Genomic DNA, 13909 nt, shown 5'->3' on the forward strand with positions numbered 1-13909 from the left:
ATGTCCGTCCATTGCGCACCCGAGACTTACCAGCTTTTGCTCAAGCTTGATTTGTTTCGCGGCCTGGAGCAAGCGGAACTCGCGCGACTGCTCGAGCAGGCCGAACTGGTCGAATGCCGCGCCGGCGAGTATCCGATTCGCGAAGGCGAACAGGATCGCCACCTGTTTGTTCTGCTGTCGGGCAAGGCCGGCATCTACAAGCGCTCGTTCGGCGTGCAGAAACTGTTGCAGGAACTTGGTCCGGGCGAGTGTTTCGGCGAAATGTCCCTGATCGAGTGCCGCAGCCGTTCCGCATCGGTCAAGGCGATCAATCATTGCCGCGTGCTGCGGCTGGACGGCGACAACATCGCTGCGCTGCCCGACATTTCGTCCAAGCTGTTTCGCAACATCGCGGTGCTGCTGTCGCAACGGCTGCGGCATGCCAACGAGATCATGACGCTGGGCTAGTGTAAGCAAACTCAAAGAATCGAGGAGTACGATGCAGGTATCGGCAAGCCCGCTTGCAAAATAGACATCTCTTTCTGAAGAATTCCATGCTGATCGCCGTACTCACCGACATCCACGCCAATCGCGAAGCCCTGGCCGCCTGCCTTGCCCATGCGGAGGAGCGCAAGGCACAACGCTACGCCTTCCTCGGCGACCTGGTCGGCTATGGTGCCGATCCGGGCTGGGTAGTCGACACCGTGATGGACTATGTCGAGCGCGGCGCCTTCGCAGTGCTCGGCAACCATGACGTTGCGGTCACGCAGGCGCCGAGCAAGCACATGAATCCGCAGGCGCGCGAGGTGGTCGAATGGACGCGGGCGCAACTCAACGAGAAGCAATTGAAATTTCTCGAATGGCTGCCCCTGACGCATGAATGGAACAACTGCCTGTTCGTGCATGCGACCGCCGCCGAGCCGCGCAGCTGGGAATACGTGGCCGGCACGCTGGAAGCGATCAAGAGCATGTACGCGACGCGCTGCCGCATCACCTTTTGCGGCCACGTGCATGAACCCGCCTTGTACAACCTGTCGCCGACCGGCAAGGTCTCGTCCTTCGTCCCGACTGGCGACAGCAGCATTCCGCTCGGGACGCAGCGCCGCTGGCTGGTCATTCCCGGTTCGGTCGGACAGCCGCGCGATGGCAATCCGGCCGCATGCTACGCCTTGTTCGACGACGTCACGCATGAACTGATCTACTTCCGCGTTCCTTACGATTACGAAACCACGGCCGCCAAGATTCGCGAGGCGGGACTACCGCAAAGCGTCGGCAACCGGCTTGAGCACGGACGTTAGCCATGAGTCATAACCGTCTGGAAGCGGGGATGGTGATTGACGATTTCCGTCTGGAAGAAAGGCTTCACAAGGGCGGCATGGCCACGCTCTGGCGCGTGGTGCGCGTCGATGCCGACCAGGACGCACCGCCCGAACCACTGCTGATGAAGATCCCCATCCTCGGCGATCACAACGATCCGGCTGCGATCGTCGGTTTCGAAGTCGAGCAGATGATCATGCCCAAGCTCAAGGGCATCCACGTACCGCGCTATGTTTCCGCCGGCGACTTCACCGGTCAGCCCTACATCGTGATGGAACTGATCTCGGGAAAATCGCTGCGCTCGCGCTTCGACGAGGCGCCTTTGCCGATCGAGGAAGTGGTGGACATCGGCATCAAGGTGGCCTCTGCCCTGCACGACTTGCATCGGCAAAACGTGATCCATCTCGACATCAAGCCGAGCAACATCATGTTCCGCGAGACCGGCGAAGCGATCCTCATCGATTACGGTCTGTCGCGCCATGACAAGCTGCCCGATTTGCTGGCCGAGGAATTCCGCCTGCCGATGGGCACCGGCCCCTACATTTCGCCGGAACAGGTGCTGCATATCCGCAACGATCCGCGCAGCGATTTGTTCGCGCTCGGCGTGCTGATGTATCACCTTGCGACCGGCGAGCGGCCGCACGGCAATCCGACCTCGGTGTCCGGTTTGCGCCGCCGTCTGTATCGCGATGCGACGCCGCCGCACGCGCTCAACGACAAGATTCCCCTGTGGTTGCAGGAAATCATATTGCGCTGTCTGGAAGTCGATCCGGCCGCACGTCATGACACTGCCGCGCAACTTGCCTTTGACCTGCAGAACCCCGAGCAGGTACAACTCACCGAGCGGGCCTACAAACAGGCGCGTGACGGTTTCCTGACGGTGACGCGCCGCTGGTTCCATGCAATCGGCATGGAGCCGATGCCGCAACAATCCGCCTCGCAGCAACTCATGCGCGCGCCGATCATCATGGTGGCGATCGACCTCAATTACAATTCGGAAGCGCTGGCCGATGCGTTGCGCCTCGCAGCGCGCCGCGTATTGCAGACCGAACCGGGCGCGCGACTCGCGTGCGTGACGGTGCAGAAAACCAATCGCATCGGCATGGACGAATTCGTCGACAAGCAAGGGCGCAATCTCCATGTGAAGCATCTGGTGGGACTGAAACACTGGGCGCGCCCGCTTGCCATCCCGCACGACAAGATTACCTTCCACGTACTCGAGGCGCCCGATCCTGCAGCCGCGCTCGTCGATTACGCCAAGATCAATGACGTCGATCACATCGTGATCGGTTCACGCGGCAGCTCGGCGTTGCGCCGCTACCTCGGCAGCGTGTCATCGCAAGTCGTTGCGCAAGCGGATTGCACGGTGACCGTGGTCAAGAGCGCCGGCAGCAGCGCCAACGCGCCCGGCGCCTGAGGCCAGAGCGCGACGCAAGCGACCGAGCAAGGCCAATGCGTTTGGTACAGCCGCGCCGCTGGCGGTATTGTCGAAGACGCACCACACGGATTTGCCGGCCAGCGTATCGTGCTCGATACCATCCGCAATCCGATCCAGTTCTTCCTCGGAATAGGCCGAATGATAGACATGCGGTGAACCATGCAGCCGGAGGTAGATCGTGCGTGCGGCGTGCGCGCATTCCGGCGGTGGAGCGACCGGCGGGTCGGCAGTCACATAGGCAATATCATGCCCGGCCAAGGTCGCGGCAGCCGCATCGGAAAACCAGGTCGCATGACGCGGCTCGCAGACGATCGATACCGGGGTCAACTCGCGCAAGGCATGGAAAAACCGCTCGGCCGTCGACGCATCGTATTGCAATCGGGGCGGGAGCTGTACCAGCAGACGGTCCAGCTTCTCGCCCAAGTGGCTCACTTCACCGATGAACTTCCTCAACGCCGGCTCGACGTTTCGCAAGCTCAGTTCATGCGTGATTTCCTTCGGAATCTTTGCTGAAAAGCGAAACGCATCCGGCACGCTGTCGTGCCAGCGCGCATACGTCGCCGGACGGTGCGGACGGTAGAACGAAGTGTTGATCTCGACCGCAGGAAAGACGGCTGCATAGCGTTCCAGATGACTGCCCTCTTTCGGAAAATATTCCTGCACCGCACTCGACAAGTTCCATCCCGCGCAGCCGATATACGGGCCGCCGGAAAGTTCACCCGCCCAGGGGAACGCGCCGATTTCCGTCAAAACATCCCCATCCATGTAACTGTCCCCATCGCGCGGTATGGCAAGGCGGTCGCATTGCGCAGCGCACCAATTTCCCTCTGCCCAATTGGCTGTTAGACATTGTGCAGTGCGAATTGATCCCGGACGAAGCGAGGTGCAGAATAGGCCTTCCGCGTCTTTCAGCACCACGATGCGGCTGACCGAATCACTGTATTCCGGGAGCGCATTGACCAAGAACGTCCACCACAATGAACATTTTTTCATCAGGAACTTCGCTGTTAACAAATCATCAAACCAGCGCTCTGACGAAGCCTTCACTGTTTCTCTGATTCCTCGGACCTTGACCGAATCGATTTCAGACTTCATCAGAGCTTACCGATTGATCCTTGACCAAGGTTCGAACAGGAGTCTTGAATGAACGTGCAAAGTGAAGACATTCGGCAGCGGCTCGGTTTCATCGACCGCACCATTTATCACGCCATGCGTGCCTGCCACTCCGATAGCAGCGTGCCGGAAGAATTGAAAGATTATGTGCATCAGCTCGGCCAGCGTTCCAGCCAGGCGCAACGCGCGCTGAAATCGCGGGATGCACGTGGTGTGCGGCAGAGTGTCGACGATCTGGCGCGCATCAGCGACCAGGCGCAAAACAAGATCCATCCCGCGGACGGCATGAATTACGAACTGAAGAGCGCCGTCATCCTCACGCATATCGAACTCTCGGCGCTGCGCTACCAGTTACTGGATGCCTGATGCCGGCTTTGATGCTCCGCAACGACACAGCGCGCCACGTGCTTCGGCACGGTGCGCGCGTACACTCTCACACATCGACTTTCAGCCCCGGCCAGATCCAGAGCCAGTTCTTCTTCGTCAGCCTTCGTGAGAACTCCGCCGGCTTGTAGTGTTTTCGGTTGGGGGTGACCTTTTTCGCGAACAGGCTGTCGAGGCCGAACGGGCTGATGATCTCGATCCGCCCACCCGCATCGAGCCTCGCGCCGATCGCTGTTTCCAGCTCGACCCAATACCTCATTGCGTCCATGGTGGACTTGTAAGGCTCGTCGCCGTTACGTGTATGCATACGTGCCTGATTGCGCACCGACCATGGCAGCTCCCTGTCGATTGCCGCAAGGCGCACCTCGATCTCGCGCTCGTGTTCCTTGCTCGCGCGTTCGGGGTCGAAGTAGATCAGATCGATATCGGTCAGCGGCGTCGGAATTTCGAAGCGGTGCAGCCTGTCCCAGGCGAGATTGCGCACGAAGCCTGCCGCAATGCACCAGTCGGGCAAGGCGAGCTCGCGTGCGATGCGCAACGCACGCATGCGCAGCGGATCAGAGGCGATCCATTCGCGAAGTATTTGCAGCTGCATTTGCTTGTCCGGACTAATAAAAAAACCGCCATCCCGCTTGGGTTCGGGATGGCGGTTGTGCCTGGTTAAACCGGTTCAGGCAACCTGCTGGGAGGTCTTCACCGTTGCATTCGGTGCATTTGGCGCATCAAATGCGGTCAGCAACGCAGATTCCTTCTCCCTGGCTGCCTTCAGGTTCTTTTCCTTCACGTGACCGAAGCCGCGGATGTCTTCCGGAATGCTGGCGATCGCTGCAGCCTTTGTGATATTTCCTTCCGTCAGTTTCGGCAACAGCGCTTCAATTGTTTGCCGGTACTGCCCGATCAGCGCACGCTCCGTCTTGCGCTCCGCGGTATGGCCGAAAATATCGAATGGACCGCCACGCAGGAACTTGAATTTCGCGAGCACGCCGAAGGCTTTCATCATCCAGGGACCGAACTCCTGCTTGATGAGGTGCCCGTTCGCATCACGTTTCGCAAACAAGGGCGGCGCGAGATGGAACTTGAGCTTGTAGTCTCCTTCGAACATGCCCTCGATCTTGGCCTTGAACGCCATGTCGGCATGCAGGCGCGCGACTTCGTACTCGTCCTTGTAGGCCATCAGCTTGAACAGGTAGCGGGCGACGGCTTCGGTCAGGCGCAGGGGCTTCTGATCGACCACCTTGCGTTCCGCGCCGCGCACCTTCTCGACGAAGTCGCGATACTGCCGTGCGTAAGCTGCATCCTGATACTTCGCCAGATAATCGACGCGCATGTCGATCATCGCATCGAGCGAGGGCGCGCGCTTGAATTCGATCACTTGCGCGGCGGTATCGTTCATCTTCGCGAGACGTTCAACCGCAGCCCAGTCGTGCGCGGCATTGCGGCCCCACACGAAGGCTTGCTTGTTGAATTCGACCGAGACGCCGTTCAGTTCGATCGCCTTCATCACCGCGGCTTCCGACAGCGGCACCCAGCCTTTCTGCCAGACATAGCCGAGCATGAACATGTTGGTTGCGATGTTGTCGCCCATCAGCGCGGTGGCAATCTTGCCCGCATCGATGAAGTCCGCGCGTCCGTCGCCGCAAGCCGTGCGGATATCGTTCTCCGCCGCCGCACCGGGATGTTTCCAGTCCGGATTCTTCACGAAGGCAGCCGTCGGCGTGCCGGTCGAATTGACGGCCGCGTAGGTACGCCCCTCGCCCATGCGCGACACGGCGTCACGGCTGGCGGTGACGATCAGGTCGCAGCCGATCACGAGATCGGCCGCGCCGGTGCCGACGCGAGTCGAATGGATTTCATCCGGATGATCGGACAAGCGCACGTGCGACATCACCGGCCCACCCTTTTGTGCTAGGCCGCTCATGTCGAGCACGGAGCAACCCTTGCCTTCGGCGTGCGCTGCCATTGCCAGGATCTGGCCGATGGTGATCACGCCCGTGCCGCCAACGCCCGTCACCAGGATGCCGAAGGGTTTTTCCGTGGTCGGCAGCGTGGGATAAGGCAGGTTGCTGCCTTGCAGTATCGGCAGCTTCTTCGCGCCCGCGTCATCGCTGACGGCGGCTTTCTTCGGTTTCCTGAGCTGGCCGCCTTCGACCGTGACGAAGCTCGGGCAGAAGCCCTTGACGCAGGAGAAGTCCTTGTTGCACGAGGATTGATTGATCTGGCGTTTGCGCCCGAACTCGGTTTCCAGCGGCTCGACCGACAGGCAATTCGATTGCACGCTGCAATCGCCGCAACCCTCGCACACTGCTTCGTTGATCACGGTGCGCTTGGCCGGGTCCGGATACTCGTTGCGTTTGCGGCGGCGCCTCTTTTCGGAAGCGCAGGTCTGGTCGTAAATGATCGCCGACACGCCCTTCACCTCGCGCAATTCCTTCTGCACCGTGTCGAGCTCATCCCGATGGCGGATCGTCACGCCCGGCGCCCAGTTCACGCCTGCCGGATATTTGCCCGGATCGTCCGTCACCACCACGATCGGATTCACGCCCTCGGCAGCGATCTGGCGCGAGATCATTGCCGGATCGAGCGGGCCGTCAAACTGCTGCCCGCCGGTCATGGCCACCGCATCGTTGTACAGAATCTTGTAGGTCATGTTGACCTTGCCTGCGACAGCGGCGCGAATTGCCAGCAAGCCGGAATGGAAGTAAGTGCCGTCGCCCAGGTTGGCGAACACATGCTGCTCGTTGGTGAACGGCGCGTGGCCGACCCAGGTCACGCCCTCGGCGCCCATGTGCGTGAAGGTCGAGGTGCGACGGTCCATCCACAGCACCATGTAATGGCAACCGATGCCGGCCAGCGCGCGGCTGCCTTCGGGCACGTTGGTGGAGGTGTTGTGCGGGCAGCCTGAGCAGAAATGCGGAATGCGGTCCTTGTTCGGATCAGGTTTGGCGCTGCCGACCTTGAGCACCGATTCCTTTGCTTCCAGATAGGCGATGCGTTCCTTGACGCGCTGCTCGATCGGCTGGCCGGCGAAGTATTTCGAAATGCGGGCCGCGATCGCGCGTGCGATCTGTGCCGGGTTCAGTTCATAGGTCGCCGGCAGCAGCCAGTTGCCGTGGCCTTCGCGGTGGTTGCCGCTCCACTCGCCGGTATCGTCGAACTTGCCGACCACGCGCGGACGCACGTCGTCGCGCCAGTTGTAGAGTTCTTCCTTCAGTTGGTATTCGAGGATCTGGCGCTTCTCTTCCACCACGATGATTTCTTCCAGGCCCTGCGCGAAGGCGCGCACGCCCTCGGCCTCCAGCGGCCAGGTCATGCCGATCTTGTACAGGCGGATACCGATGTCCCGGGCGACCGCTTCGTCGATGCCGAGGTCATACAGCGCCTGGCGCGTGTCGAGATAGGACTTGCCGGCGGTGATGATGCCGATGCGCGCGCGCGGGCTGTCCCAGATGATCTGGTTGAGCTTGTTGGCGCGGACATAGGCCAGCGCGGCATACCACTTGTAGTGGTTCATGCGCGCTTCCTGCTCCAGCACCGCGTCCGGATAGCGGATGTTGAGGCCGCCGGGCGGCAATTCGAAATCGGTCGGCAATGCGATCTGCACGCGATCCGGATCGAGTTCGACCGAAGCGCCGGATTCCACCAGATCGGTGACGCATTTCATCGCCACCCACAAGCCGGTGTAGCGGCTGATGGCCCATCCGTGCAGGCCGTAGTCGAGATACTCCTGCACCGTGGACGGATACAGCACCGGAATCCCGCAGGCTTTCAGGATGTGTTCGCTCTGGTGCGCGGTGGTGGAAGATTTCGCCGCATGGTCGTCGCCGGCCAGCACCAGCACGCCGCCATTCTTGTCGGTGCCGGCCATGTTGGCGTGCTTGAACACGTCGCCGCAGCGGTCCACGCCGGGGCCCTTGCCGTACCACATCGAAAATACGCCATCGTACTTCGCGCCCGGAAACAGGTTGACCTGCTGCGTCCCCCATACGGCGGTCGCGGCCAGGTCTTCGTTCATGCCGGGATGGAACTTGACATGATGGGCTTCGAGATATTTCTTCGCCTTCATCGCGGTCATGTCGACATTGCCGAGCGGCGATCCGCGATAGCCGGTGATGTAACCGGCGGTATTCAATCCCGCCATGACGTCGCGCTGGCGTTGCAGCATTGGCAAGCGGATCAGGGCTTGCGTGCCGGTCATGAAAGCGCGGCCGCGCTCCAGCGTGAACTTGTCGTCGAGGGAAATGTTTTCCAGCAGCTGACGCTGCCCGGAATTCAAGGGTGCATTCATTCGGTCTCCAGGCCAAAAATTGTGTTCTTGGGTGCGATGGTTTCGCTGTCAAACTGACCCGCCTTGTGGGCTTGCCGTTTTATCGTTTTGACACGCGCACATTAGCACAGCAGCGCATGTCACTCAATGCACACTGCAACACCGGAGAGGTGTAACAAGGCGTAAATGCCTTGGTGAAATTGCAGCGGCGTACTTACAGTAAATCAGTCGGAAAAAGCGTTTCAGAGGGTAACATGCAATCCACTTTTCTGCTGATGGTCGGGGCAGCGGTATTCGGCGCCAGCATGGCAGTCGCCCAGTCGGCCACCGAGCCGGCTGCTCCACGCAAGCCGCACTTTCTCGCCAGGTTCGATGAACAGTTCAAGGCCGCGGACAAGGACGGCGACGGCGCGCTCTCCAGGACAGAGGCTGAAGCCGCAAACTGGGGCCGCCTCACCGACAATTTCGATCGCCTCGATACCAACAAGGATGGCAAGGTGACGCGCGACGAAATCCGGGCGCTGGTGCGCCAGCGGGTGTCGAGCTGAGCATCAGCGGTTCGGTGCAATATTGATCTCGCCCGGCAACAGACTGTTCGCCGGCAAAGCTTCCTGCATCCTGATCCTTTCATAAATCGGCGCGAAGTCCGGCGCGGTCACATCGAACAGATGCTGGTAATCGCGGATCACGAAATAGGTTTCCTGGTACGAATCGATCTTGTACAGCGTGCGCATCGTACGCTCCGCGTCCAGCGCAATGCGGCGCGGCTTCGGACTGGTCAGGCAATACTCGATCTCTCCGCCGGATGACAGGATGCCGGCGCCATACGCACGCAGGCCCTGCGGACTTTCAATCAGTCCGAACTCCACCGTGTACCAGTACAGGCGCGCCAGATACTTCAAGGCGTCACGCCGCAATGCTTTCAAGCCGCCCTTGCCGAACTGCTGCAGATGATCCGCAAAAATCGGATTGAACAGGAGCGGCACATGCCCGAAGAAATCGTGGAAGATGTCCGGCTCGACGATGTAGTCGAACTCATGCGGTTCGCGCAGCCACACCGTCACCGGAAAGCGGCGCTCGGCGAGATGCTCGAAGAATGTCAGGTCGGGAATCAGGCCCGGCACCGCGACGAGCTGCCAGCCGGTCGCCTTGTGCAGCGCTTCGCTGGTGCGCTCCAGGCAGGGGATTTCCGCCGATGCGTCGAGCTTGCCGAGGCTGTCGATGAACAGCTCGCAGGCGCGCCCGGGCAGCAGATTTGCCTGGCGCTGATACAGCTTGCGCCACAGTGCTTGCTGCTCCGCCGTGTAGCCGCGGCTGTCCTGTCTGACCACGTACTGGGCGTCGCACCGGCTGTAGTCGCCACGCAGGCTGGCGCCATCCGACTTCTCTTCCAGGGTCTTGAAGAAATCCGCCTGGTCGACCGTGGTATTCATGCTCTGCTCCTTAGGCGGAAACGCTGTCGCTCTTCAGCACGCCGCGGCGAATCTGATCGAGTTCGATCGACTCGAACAATGCGCGGAAATTGCCTTCGCCGAAGCCCTGGTCGCCCTTGCGCTGGATGATTTCGAAGAAGATCGGGCCGATGACGGTTTGCGTGAAGATCTGCAGCAGCAGCTCACGCCTTGTCGCATTGCTGTTGCCATCGATCAGGATGCGCAAGCGGCGCAAGTCGTCGACGCGCTCGCCGTGCGCCGGCAGGCGCTTGTCGACCAGGTCGTAATAGGTGTCGATGGTGTCCTGGAAAGCCACCTGCCGGGCCTTCATCGATTCCACCGTCGCGTAGATATCGTCGGTGCCGAGCGCGATGTGCTGGATGCCCTCGCCGTGGTAGAGGTCGAGATACTCGGCGATCTGCGATTTATCGTCGGAGGACTCGTTGATCGGAATGCGGATCTTGCCGCAGGGGGAAGTCATGGCTTTCGACTTCAGGCCGGTCAGCTTGCCCTCGATATCGAAATAGCGGATCTCGCGGAAGTTGAACAGGCGCTCGTAGAACTCCGCCCACTCCTTCATGCGTCCGCGATGCACGTTGTGGGTGAGATGATCGATATAGGTCAGGCCGTGGCCTACCGGATTGGCAGCGGCGCCGGGAATGGCAACGAAATCGACGTCATAGATGCTGATATCGCCGATGGCTCCCGAAGCGCCTTCCTTGCCGCGCCAGCGATCGACGAAGTAGATCAGCGAGTCGCCGATGCCCTTGATCGCGGGAATGTTCAGTTCCATCGGCCCGGTCTTGTTGTCGAAGCCCCAGGCGCCGAGCTCCAGCGCGCGCCGATAGGCATACGCGGCGTCCTTCACGCGAAACGCGATCGCGCAGATCGACGGCCCGTGCTGGCGGGCAAAGCGTTGCGCAAACGAATCCTTCTCGGCATTGATGATGAAGTTGATGTCGCCCTGGCGGTACAGCGTTACATCCTTGTGGCGATGGCGGGCGATGGCGGCAAATCCCATCTGTTCGAACAGCGCGCCGAGCGCTTTGGGATCAGGGGCGGCATATTCGATGAATTCGAAGCCATCGGTGCCCATGGGGTTGTCCCAGGGTTGGAATTCCATGCCTGTCTCCTTGTGTGATTTTGGCAAATATCTGCTTCAAGTATAGGCAAGGACAGGCGGCATAAAATTTTAAAATGTGGGCACGGATTCAGAAAATTGGCAATAATATTGCCAATAATTTTTTGAAATTGGTGATCCATGTCAAGAACAAACCTGGATAAGACGGACCTGAAGATTCTGTCGATTCTGCAGTCCGACGGCCGGCTGACCAACCAGGAAGTGGCGGACCGGGTCAGCCTTTCGCCTTCCCCTTGCCTGCGACGCATCAAGAATCTGGAGGAGTCGGGCGTGATTCGGCAGTATGTCGCCCTGCTTGATCCGGACAAGATCGGCCTCGGGCTGCTGGCCTATGTCAACGTACGCCTGGAAAAACACAGCGACACGCCGACCGGGAGTGTGCGCTCCCCGCGCGCCGACTTTGCTGCCTCGGTAGACAATTGGCCGGAAGTCGTCGCCTGCTACGCAATGACCGGTGAGATGGATTATTTACTGCGCGTGCACGTGGAAGACATGGAACACTTCTCGCGCTTCATGATGGAGACCCTGCTCAAGCATCCTGCCGTGCTGGATGTGAAGTCGAGCTTTGCGTTGCAAAAGATCAAGGACACAACAGCGCTGCCGCTGGTTTGATACGCGTCTTGATTTGCGGAAGGCACGGAGCTCTTGTTGTAGTGCCTTCCGTGCTTTCCGTGGACAAATCAAATCACCCCTTCTTCATCCCCGGCAATTTCCTCAACAATTTCACGGCGGCCTTGGCGTTCGCTTTCATCGTGTAGTCGAAGGAGGCGAACTGCTCTTCCACCGCCTCGGCCAGCATGCTGCCGGGATTGGCCGGCGTGAGCTTCAGATAGGCATCCGCTTCGCCGTAGTCGCGATGAATTTCCATGCCCGCCTTGGCCGCGATATGGATCATGGTCTGGTTCGACGACAGGCAGTGCATGTAGAGCGTGTCCACATCCTCGTTGCGGCAGTGGATGGCGCCACGCTCGAACAGCTTGGAGCCGATCCCCATGCCGCGCGCCGTGGCCGAAACGGACACGCCGAATTCCGCGATGCGCGCTTTCAAGGTCGCTTCGCTCAGCGGCGGCAGCGCCTCACGCGGTGCAAAAGCCAGGTGTCCTACACCCACCAGCCGAAGATTGTCGTCGTACACGCCAAACACCGTATCGCGCGAGAAGTCGAGCATTTGCACATAACGTGTGATCAATTCATCCGGCAGCACCGTGCCGAAACGCAACAAGCGGTCGCTCTCGTCCAGCGCAAGAAAGTGCATCAACAGGCGGCGCCGATCGCGCTCGGAAAGCTCCTTGACGCGTATCGTCGGCTTGTCCGAACCGGACTGATCATCACTGTTCGGCGGAGGGGCGGTCAGGCCAGCCAAATCGGTCGTTTTCATAGTGCAATCCTGATAACTGTAAACAATTTGTGCAGCGCACAATGTCATTCTAAGCGAAACGGAAAAATGATGGCATAAGCGCCTTCATTAATACGATTTGCTTGATACAACTCAACGTAGGATGTCATGTAATTGATCTTGCCTGTTACGTAAAACCCACAATTGCGGCGCTGTTGGCAAGATTCAACAATGACCTCCCGCCTTCTCTGAAAAAGGATCTCATGATGGCTGCTGCTCTGCGTAAATTGATCGCGTCCATGTTGTTTATCGGCACAGCGATTACGGCATCGGCCGAGACCGGTGTGACCGACTCCACCATTCTCATCGGCCAGACGGTTGGCCTGACCGGCACAGTGGCCGCCCCGGTCAAGGAGCTGAATGAAGGCGCCAATGCCTACTTCAACCTCGTCAACAAGCAAGGCGGCGTGCATGGCCGGAAAATCGAGATGCGTATGCTGGACGACAAGTTTGATCCAGCGCTCACGCTCGCCAATGCGGAAACCCTGATCAAGAAGGATCAGGTCTTCGCGCTGTTCGGCGGGCGCGGGACGCCGCACACCCAGGGCATCCTGCAGCTACTTGAGGCAAACAATGTGCCGCTGGTCGCGCCCAGCACCGGCGCCGCCGTCTTTCATGAACCTGTGCACCGCCTGCTGTTCAACATCCGCGCCAAGTACCAGGATGAAGTCATCCGCGCGGTCGAGCATTTCGACACCATTGGCGTGAAGTCGATCAGCATCCTGCACGTGGACGACGCCTTCGGCCAGGACGGCCTGGCCGGCTTCAAGAAGGCCATGGAAGCACGCATGCTGACGCCGGTCGCCATCACCAAGTTCGCTCGCGTCAATCCGGATTACAAGGCGACGGCAACGGAAGTCATCAAGCCCAATCCCGGTGCGCTGATCATCGTCAGCTCCGCCAAGAACACGGTGGAAGTCATCAAAGCCATCCGCGCGCAAGGCGGCCATATGCTGATCATGACCATGTCGAACAATTCCTCGGACGCCTTCGTCAAGGACCTCGGCGCGGCCGGCTATGGCGTGATCGTTTCGCAGATCACCCCCGCCCCGCATCTGCTGACGACGCCGCTCGGACAGGAATTCCACTCCGCCACAAAGAACACCAAGGTAACGATGTCCTATGCGGCGATGGAGGGCTTCGTCAACGCGAAGGTTTTTGTCGAAGGACTGCGCCGCGCCGGACGCAATCTGACGCGCGAAGGTTTCATTCATGCGATGGAATCGATGCAGCGGGTCGACTTCGGCGGCCTGATGGTGACCTACGGCCCGCATGACCATACCGGCAGCGAGTTCGTCGAGCTGACGATGATCGGCAAGGACGGCCGCTTCGTGCGCTGAGGCAGCCAGGGGTGTGCGCAATTCCGTCGCGCATGCGCAGCTTATGGGAATGGATTTATATCATCATTTGACGATATAAATTGATGACCGGAAGGCTTCCGCGT

At 59.9% G+C, this 13909-nt stretch carries 13 protein-coding genes; 7 read left to right on the top strand and 6 right to left on the bottom strand.

The genetic code is table 11. The features are described 5' to 3' along the window. From E6W33_RS01075 to E6W33_RS01085, 3 genes are all read left to right on the top strand, one after another. The gene (locus E6W33_RS01075; protein ID WP_136413361.1) at positions 1 to 447 is read left to right on the top strand and encodes a cyclic nucleotide-binding domain-containing protein; all 447 of its coding nucleotides are present in this window, start codon (positions 1 to 3) and stop codon (positions 445 to 447) included. Between the two features lie 86 nt (positions 448 to 533). Then, complete coding sequence (locus E6W33_RS01080) at positions 534 to 1277, top strand: metallophosphoesterase family protein (protein ID WP_136413364.1); 744 nt, start codon at positions 534 to 536, stop codon at positions 1275 to 1277. Between the two features lie 2 nt (positions 1278 to 1279). Further along, complete coding sequence (locus tag E6W33_RS01085) at positions 1280 to 2713, top strand: bifunctional serine/threonine-protein kinase/universal stress protein (protein WP_136413366.1); 1434 nt, start codon at positions 1280 to 1282, stop codon at positions 2711 to 2713. Here E6W33_RS01085 and E6W33_RS01090 read toward each other — a convergent pair. Next, a complete protein-coding gene (locus E6W33_RS01090; RefSeq protein ID WP_136413368.1) occupies positions 2630 to 3499 on the bottom strand; it encodes a DUF72 domain-containing protein in 870 nt (289 codons plus the stop codon). The genes E6W33_RS01085 and E6W33_RS01090 overlap by 84 nt on opposite strands. Positions 3500 to 3877: 378 nt before the next feature. On the opposite strand from E6W33_RS01090, the gene E6W33_RS01095 reads away from it, so the two are divergent. Beyond that, entirely contained in the window at positions 3878 to 4213 is a 336-nt protein-coding gene (locus E6W33_RS01095) for a hypothetical protein (RefSeq protein ID WP_136413370.1), read from the top strand. Positions 4214 to 4280: 67 nt separating this feature from the next. On the opposite strand, the gene E6W33_RS01100 is transcribed toward E6W33_RS01095, so the two are convergent. Then, positions 4281 to 4826 (bottom strand): nucleotidyltransferase family protein, encoded by a 546-nt coding sequence (locus E6W33_RS01100; protein ID WP_136413372.1) that lies wholly within the window; start codon positions 4824 to 4826, stop codon positions 4281 to 4283. Positions 4827 to 4901: 75 nt separating this feature from the next. Next, a complete protein-coding gene (locus tag E6W33_RS01105; protein WP_136413374.1) occupies positions 4902 to 8516 on the bottom strand; it encodes an indolepyruvate ferredoxin oxidoreductase family protein in 3615 nt (1204 codons plus the stop codon). 233 nt (positions 8517 to 8749) lie between these two features. On the opposite strand from E6W33_RS01105, the gene E6W33_RS01110 reads away from it, so the two are divergent. After that, positions 8750 to 9043, top strand: coding sequence for an EF-hand domain-containing protein (locus E6W33_RS01110; RefSeq protein ID WP_211097203.1), 294 nt, complete (start codon positions 8750 to 8752; stop codon positions 9041 to 9043). A 3-nt stretch (positions 9044 to 9046) separates the two neighbouring features. Here the strand turns inward: E6W33_RS01110 and phhA are convergent, their stop codons facing one another. Beyond that, complete coding sequence (phhA, locus tag E6W33_RS01115; RefSeq protein WP_136413376.1) at positions 9047 to 9928, bottom strand: phenylalanine 4-monooxygenase; 882 nt, start codon at positions 9926 to 9928, stop codon at positions 9047 to 9049. Positions 9929 to 9938: 10 nt separating this feature from the next. After that, positions 9939 to 11051 carry a 4-hydroxyphenylpyruvate dioxygenase gene (gene hppD, locus E6W33_RS01120; protein ID WP_136413378.1) on the bottom strand — a complete coding sequence of 371 codons (1113 nt, stop codon included), beginning with the start codon at positions 11049 to 11051 and terminating at the stop codon, positions 9939 to 9941. Positions 11052 to 11189: 138 nt separating this feature from the next. Between hppD and E6W33_RS01125 the strand changes: the two genes are divergently transcribed. Beyond that, positions 11190 to 11681 carry an Lrp/AsnC family transcriptional regulator gene (locus E6W33_RS01125; protein ID WP_136413380.1) on the top strand — a complete coding sequence of 164 codons (492 nt, stop codon included), beginning with the start codon at positions 11190 to 11192 and terminating at the stop codon, positions 11679 to 11681. Positions 11682 to 11754: 73 nt separating this feature from the next. Here the strand turns inward: E6W33_RS01125 and E6W33_RS01130 are convergent, their stop codons facing one another. Next, on the bottom strand, positions 11755 to 12447 hold the full coding sequence (locus tag E6W33_RS01130) for a GNAT family N-acetyltransferase (RefSeq protein ID WP_136413382.1): 693 nt from the start codon (positions 12445 to 12447) through the stop codon (positions 11755 to 11757). A 221-nt stretch (positions 12448 to 12668) separates the two neighbouring features. Here E6W33_RS01130 and E6W33_RS01135 point away from each other — a divergent pair, with 221 nt between their 5' ends. Further along, positions 12669 to 13805 carry an ABC transporter substrate-binding protein gene (locus tag E6W33_RS01135; protein ID WP_247869479.1) on the top strand — a complete coding sequence of 379 codons (1137 nt, stop codon included), beginning with the start codon at positions 12669 to 12671 and terminating at the stop codon, positions 13803 to 13805. Positions 13806 to 13909: the final 104 nt, after the last annotated feature.

The organism is Herbaspirillum sp. ST 5-3 (genome assembly GCF_004804275.1).
GTDB lineage: Bacteria > Pseudomonadota > Gammaproteobacteria > Burkholderiales > Burkholderiaceae_D > Noviherbaspirillum.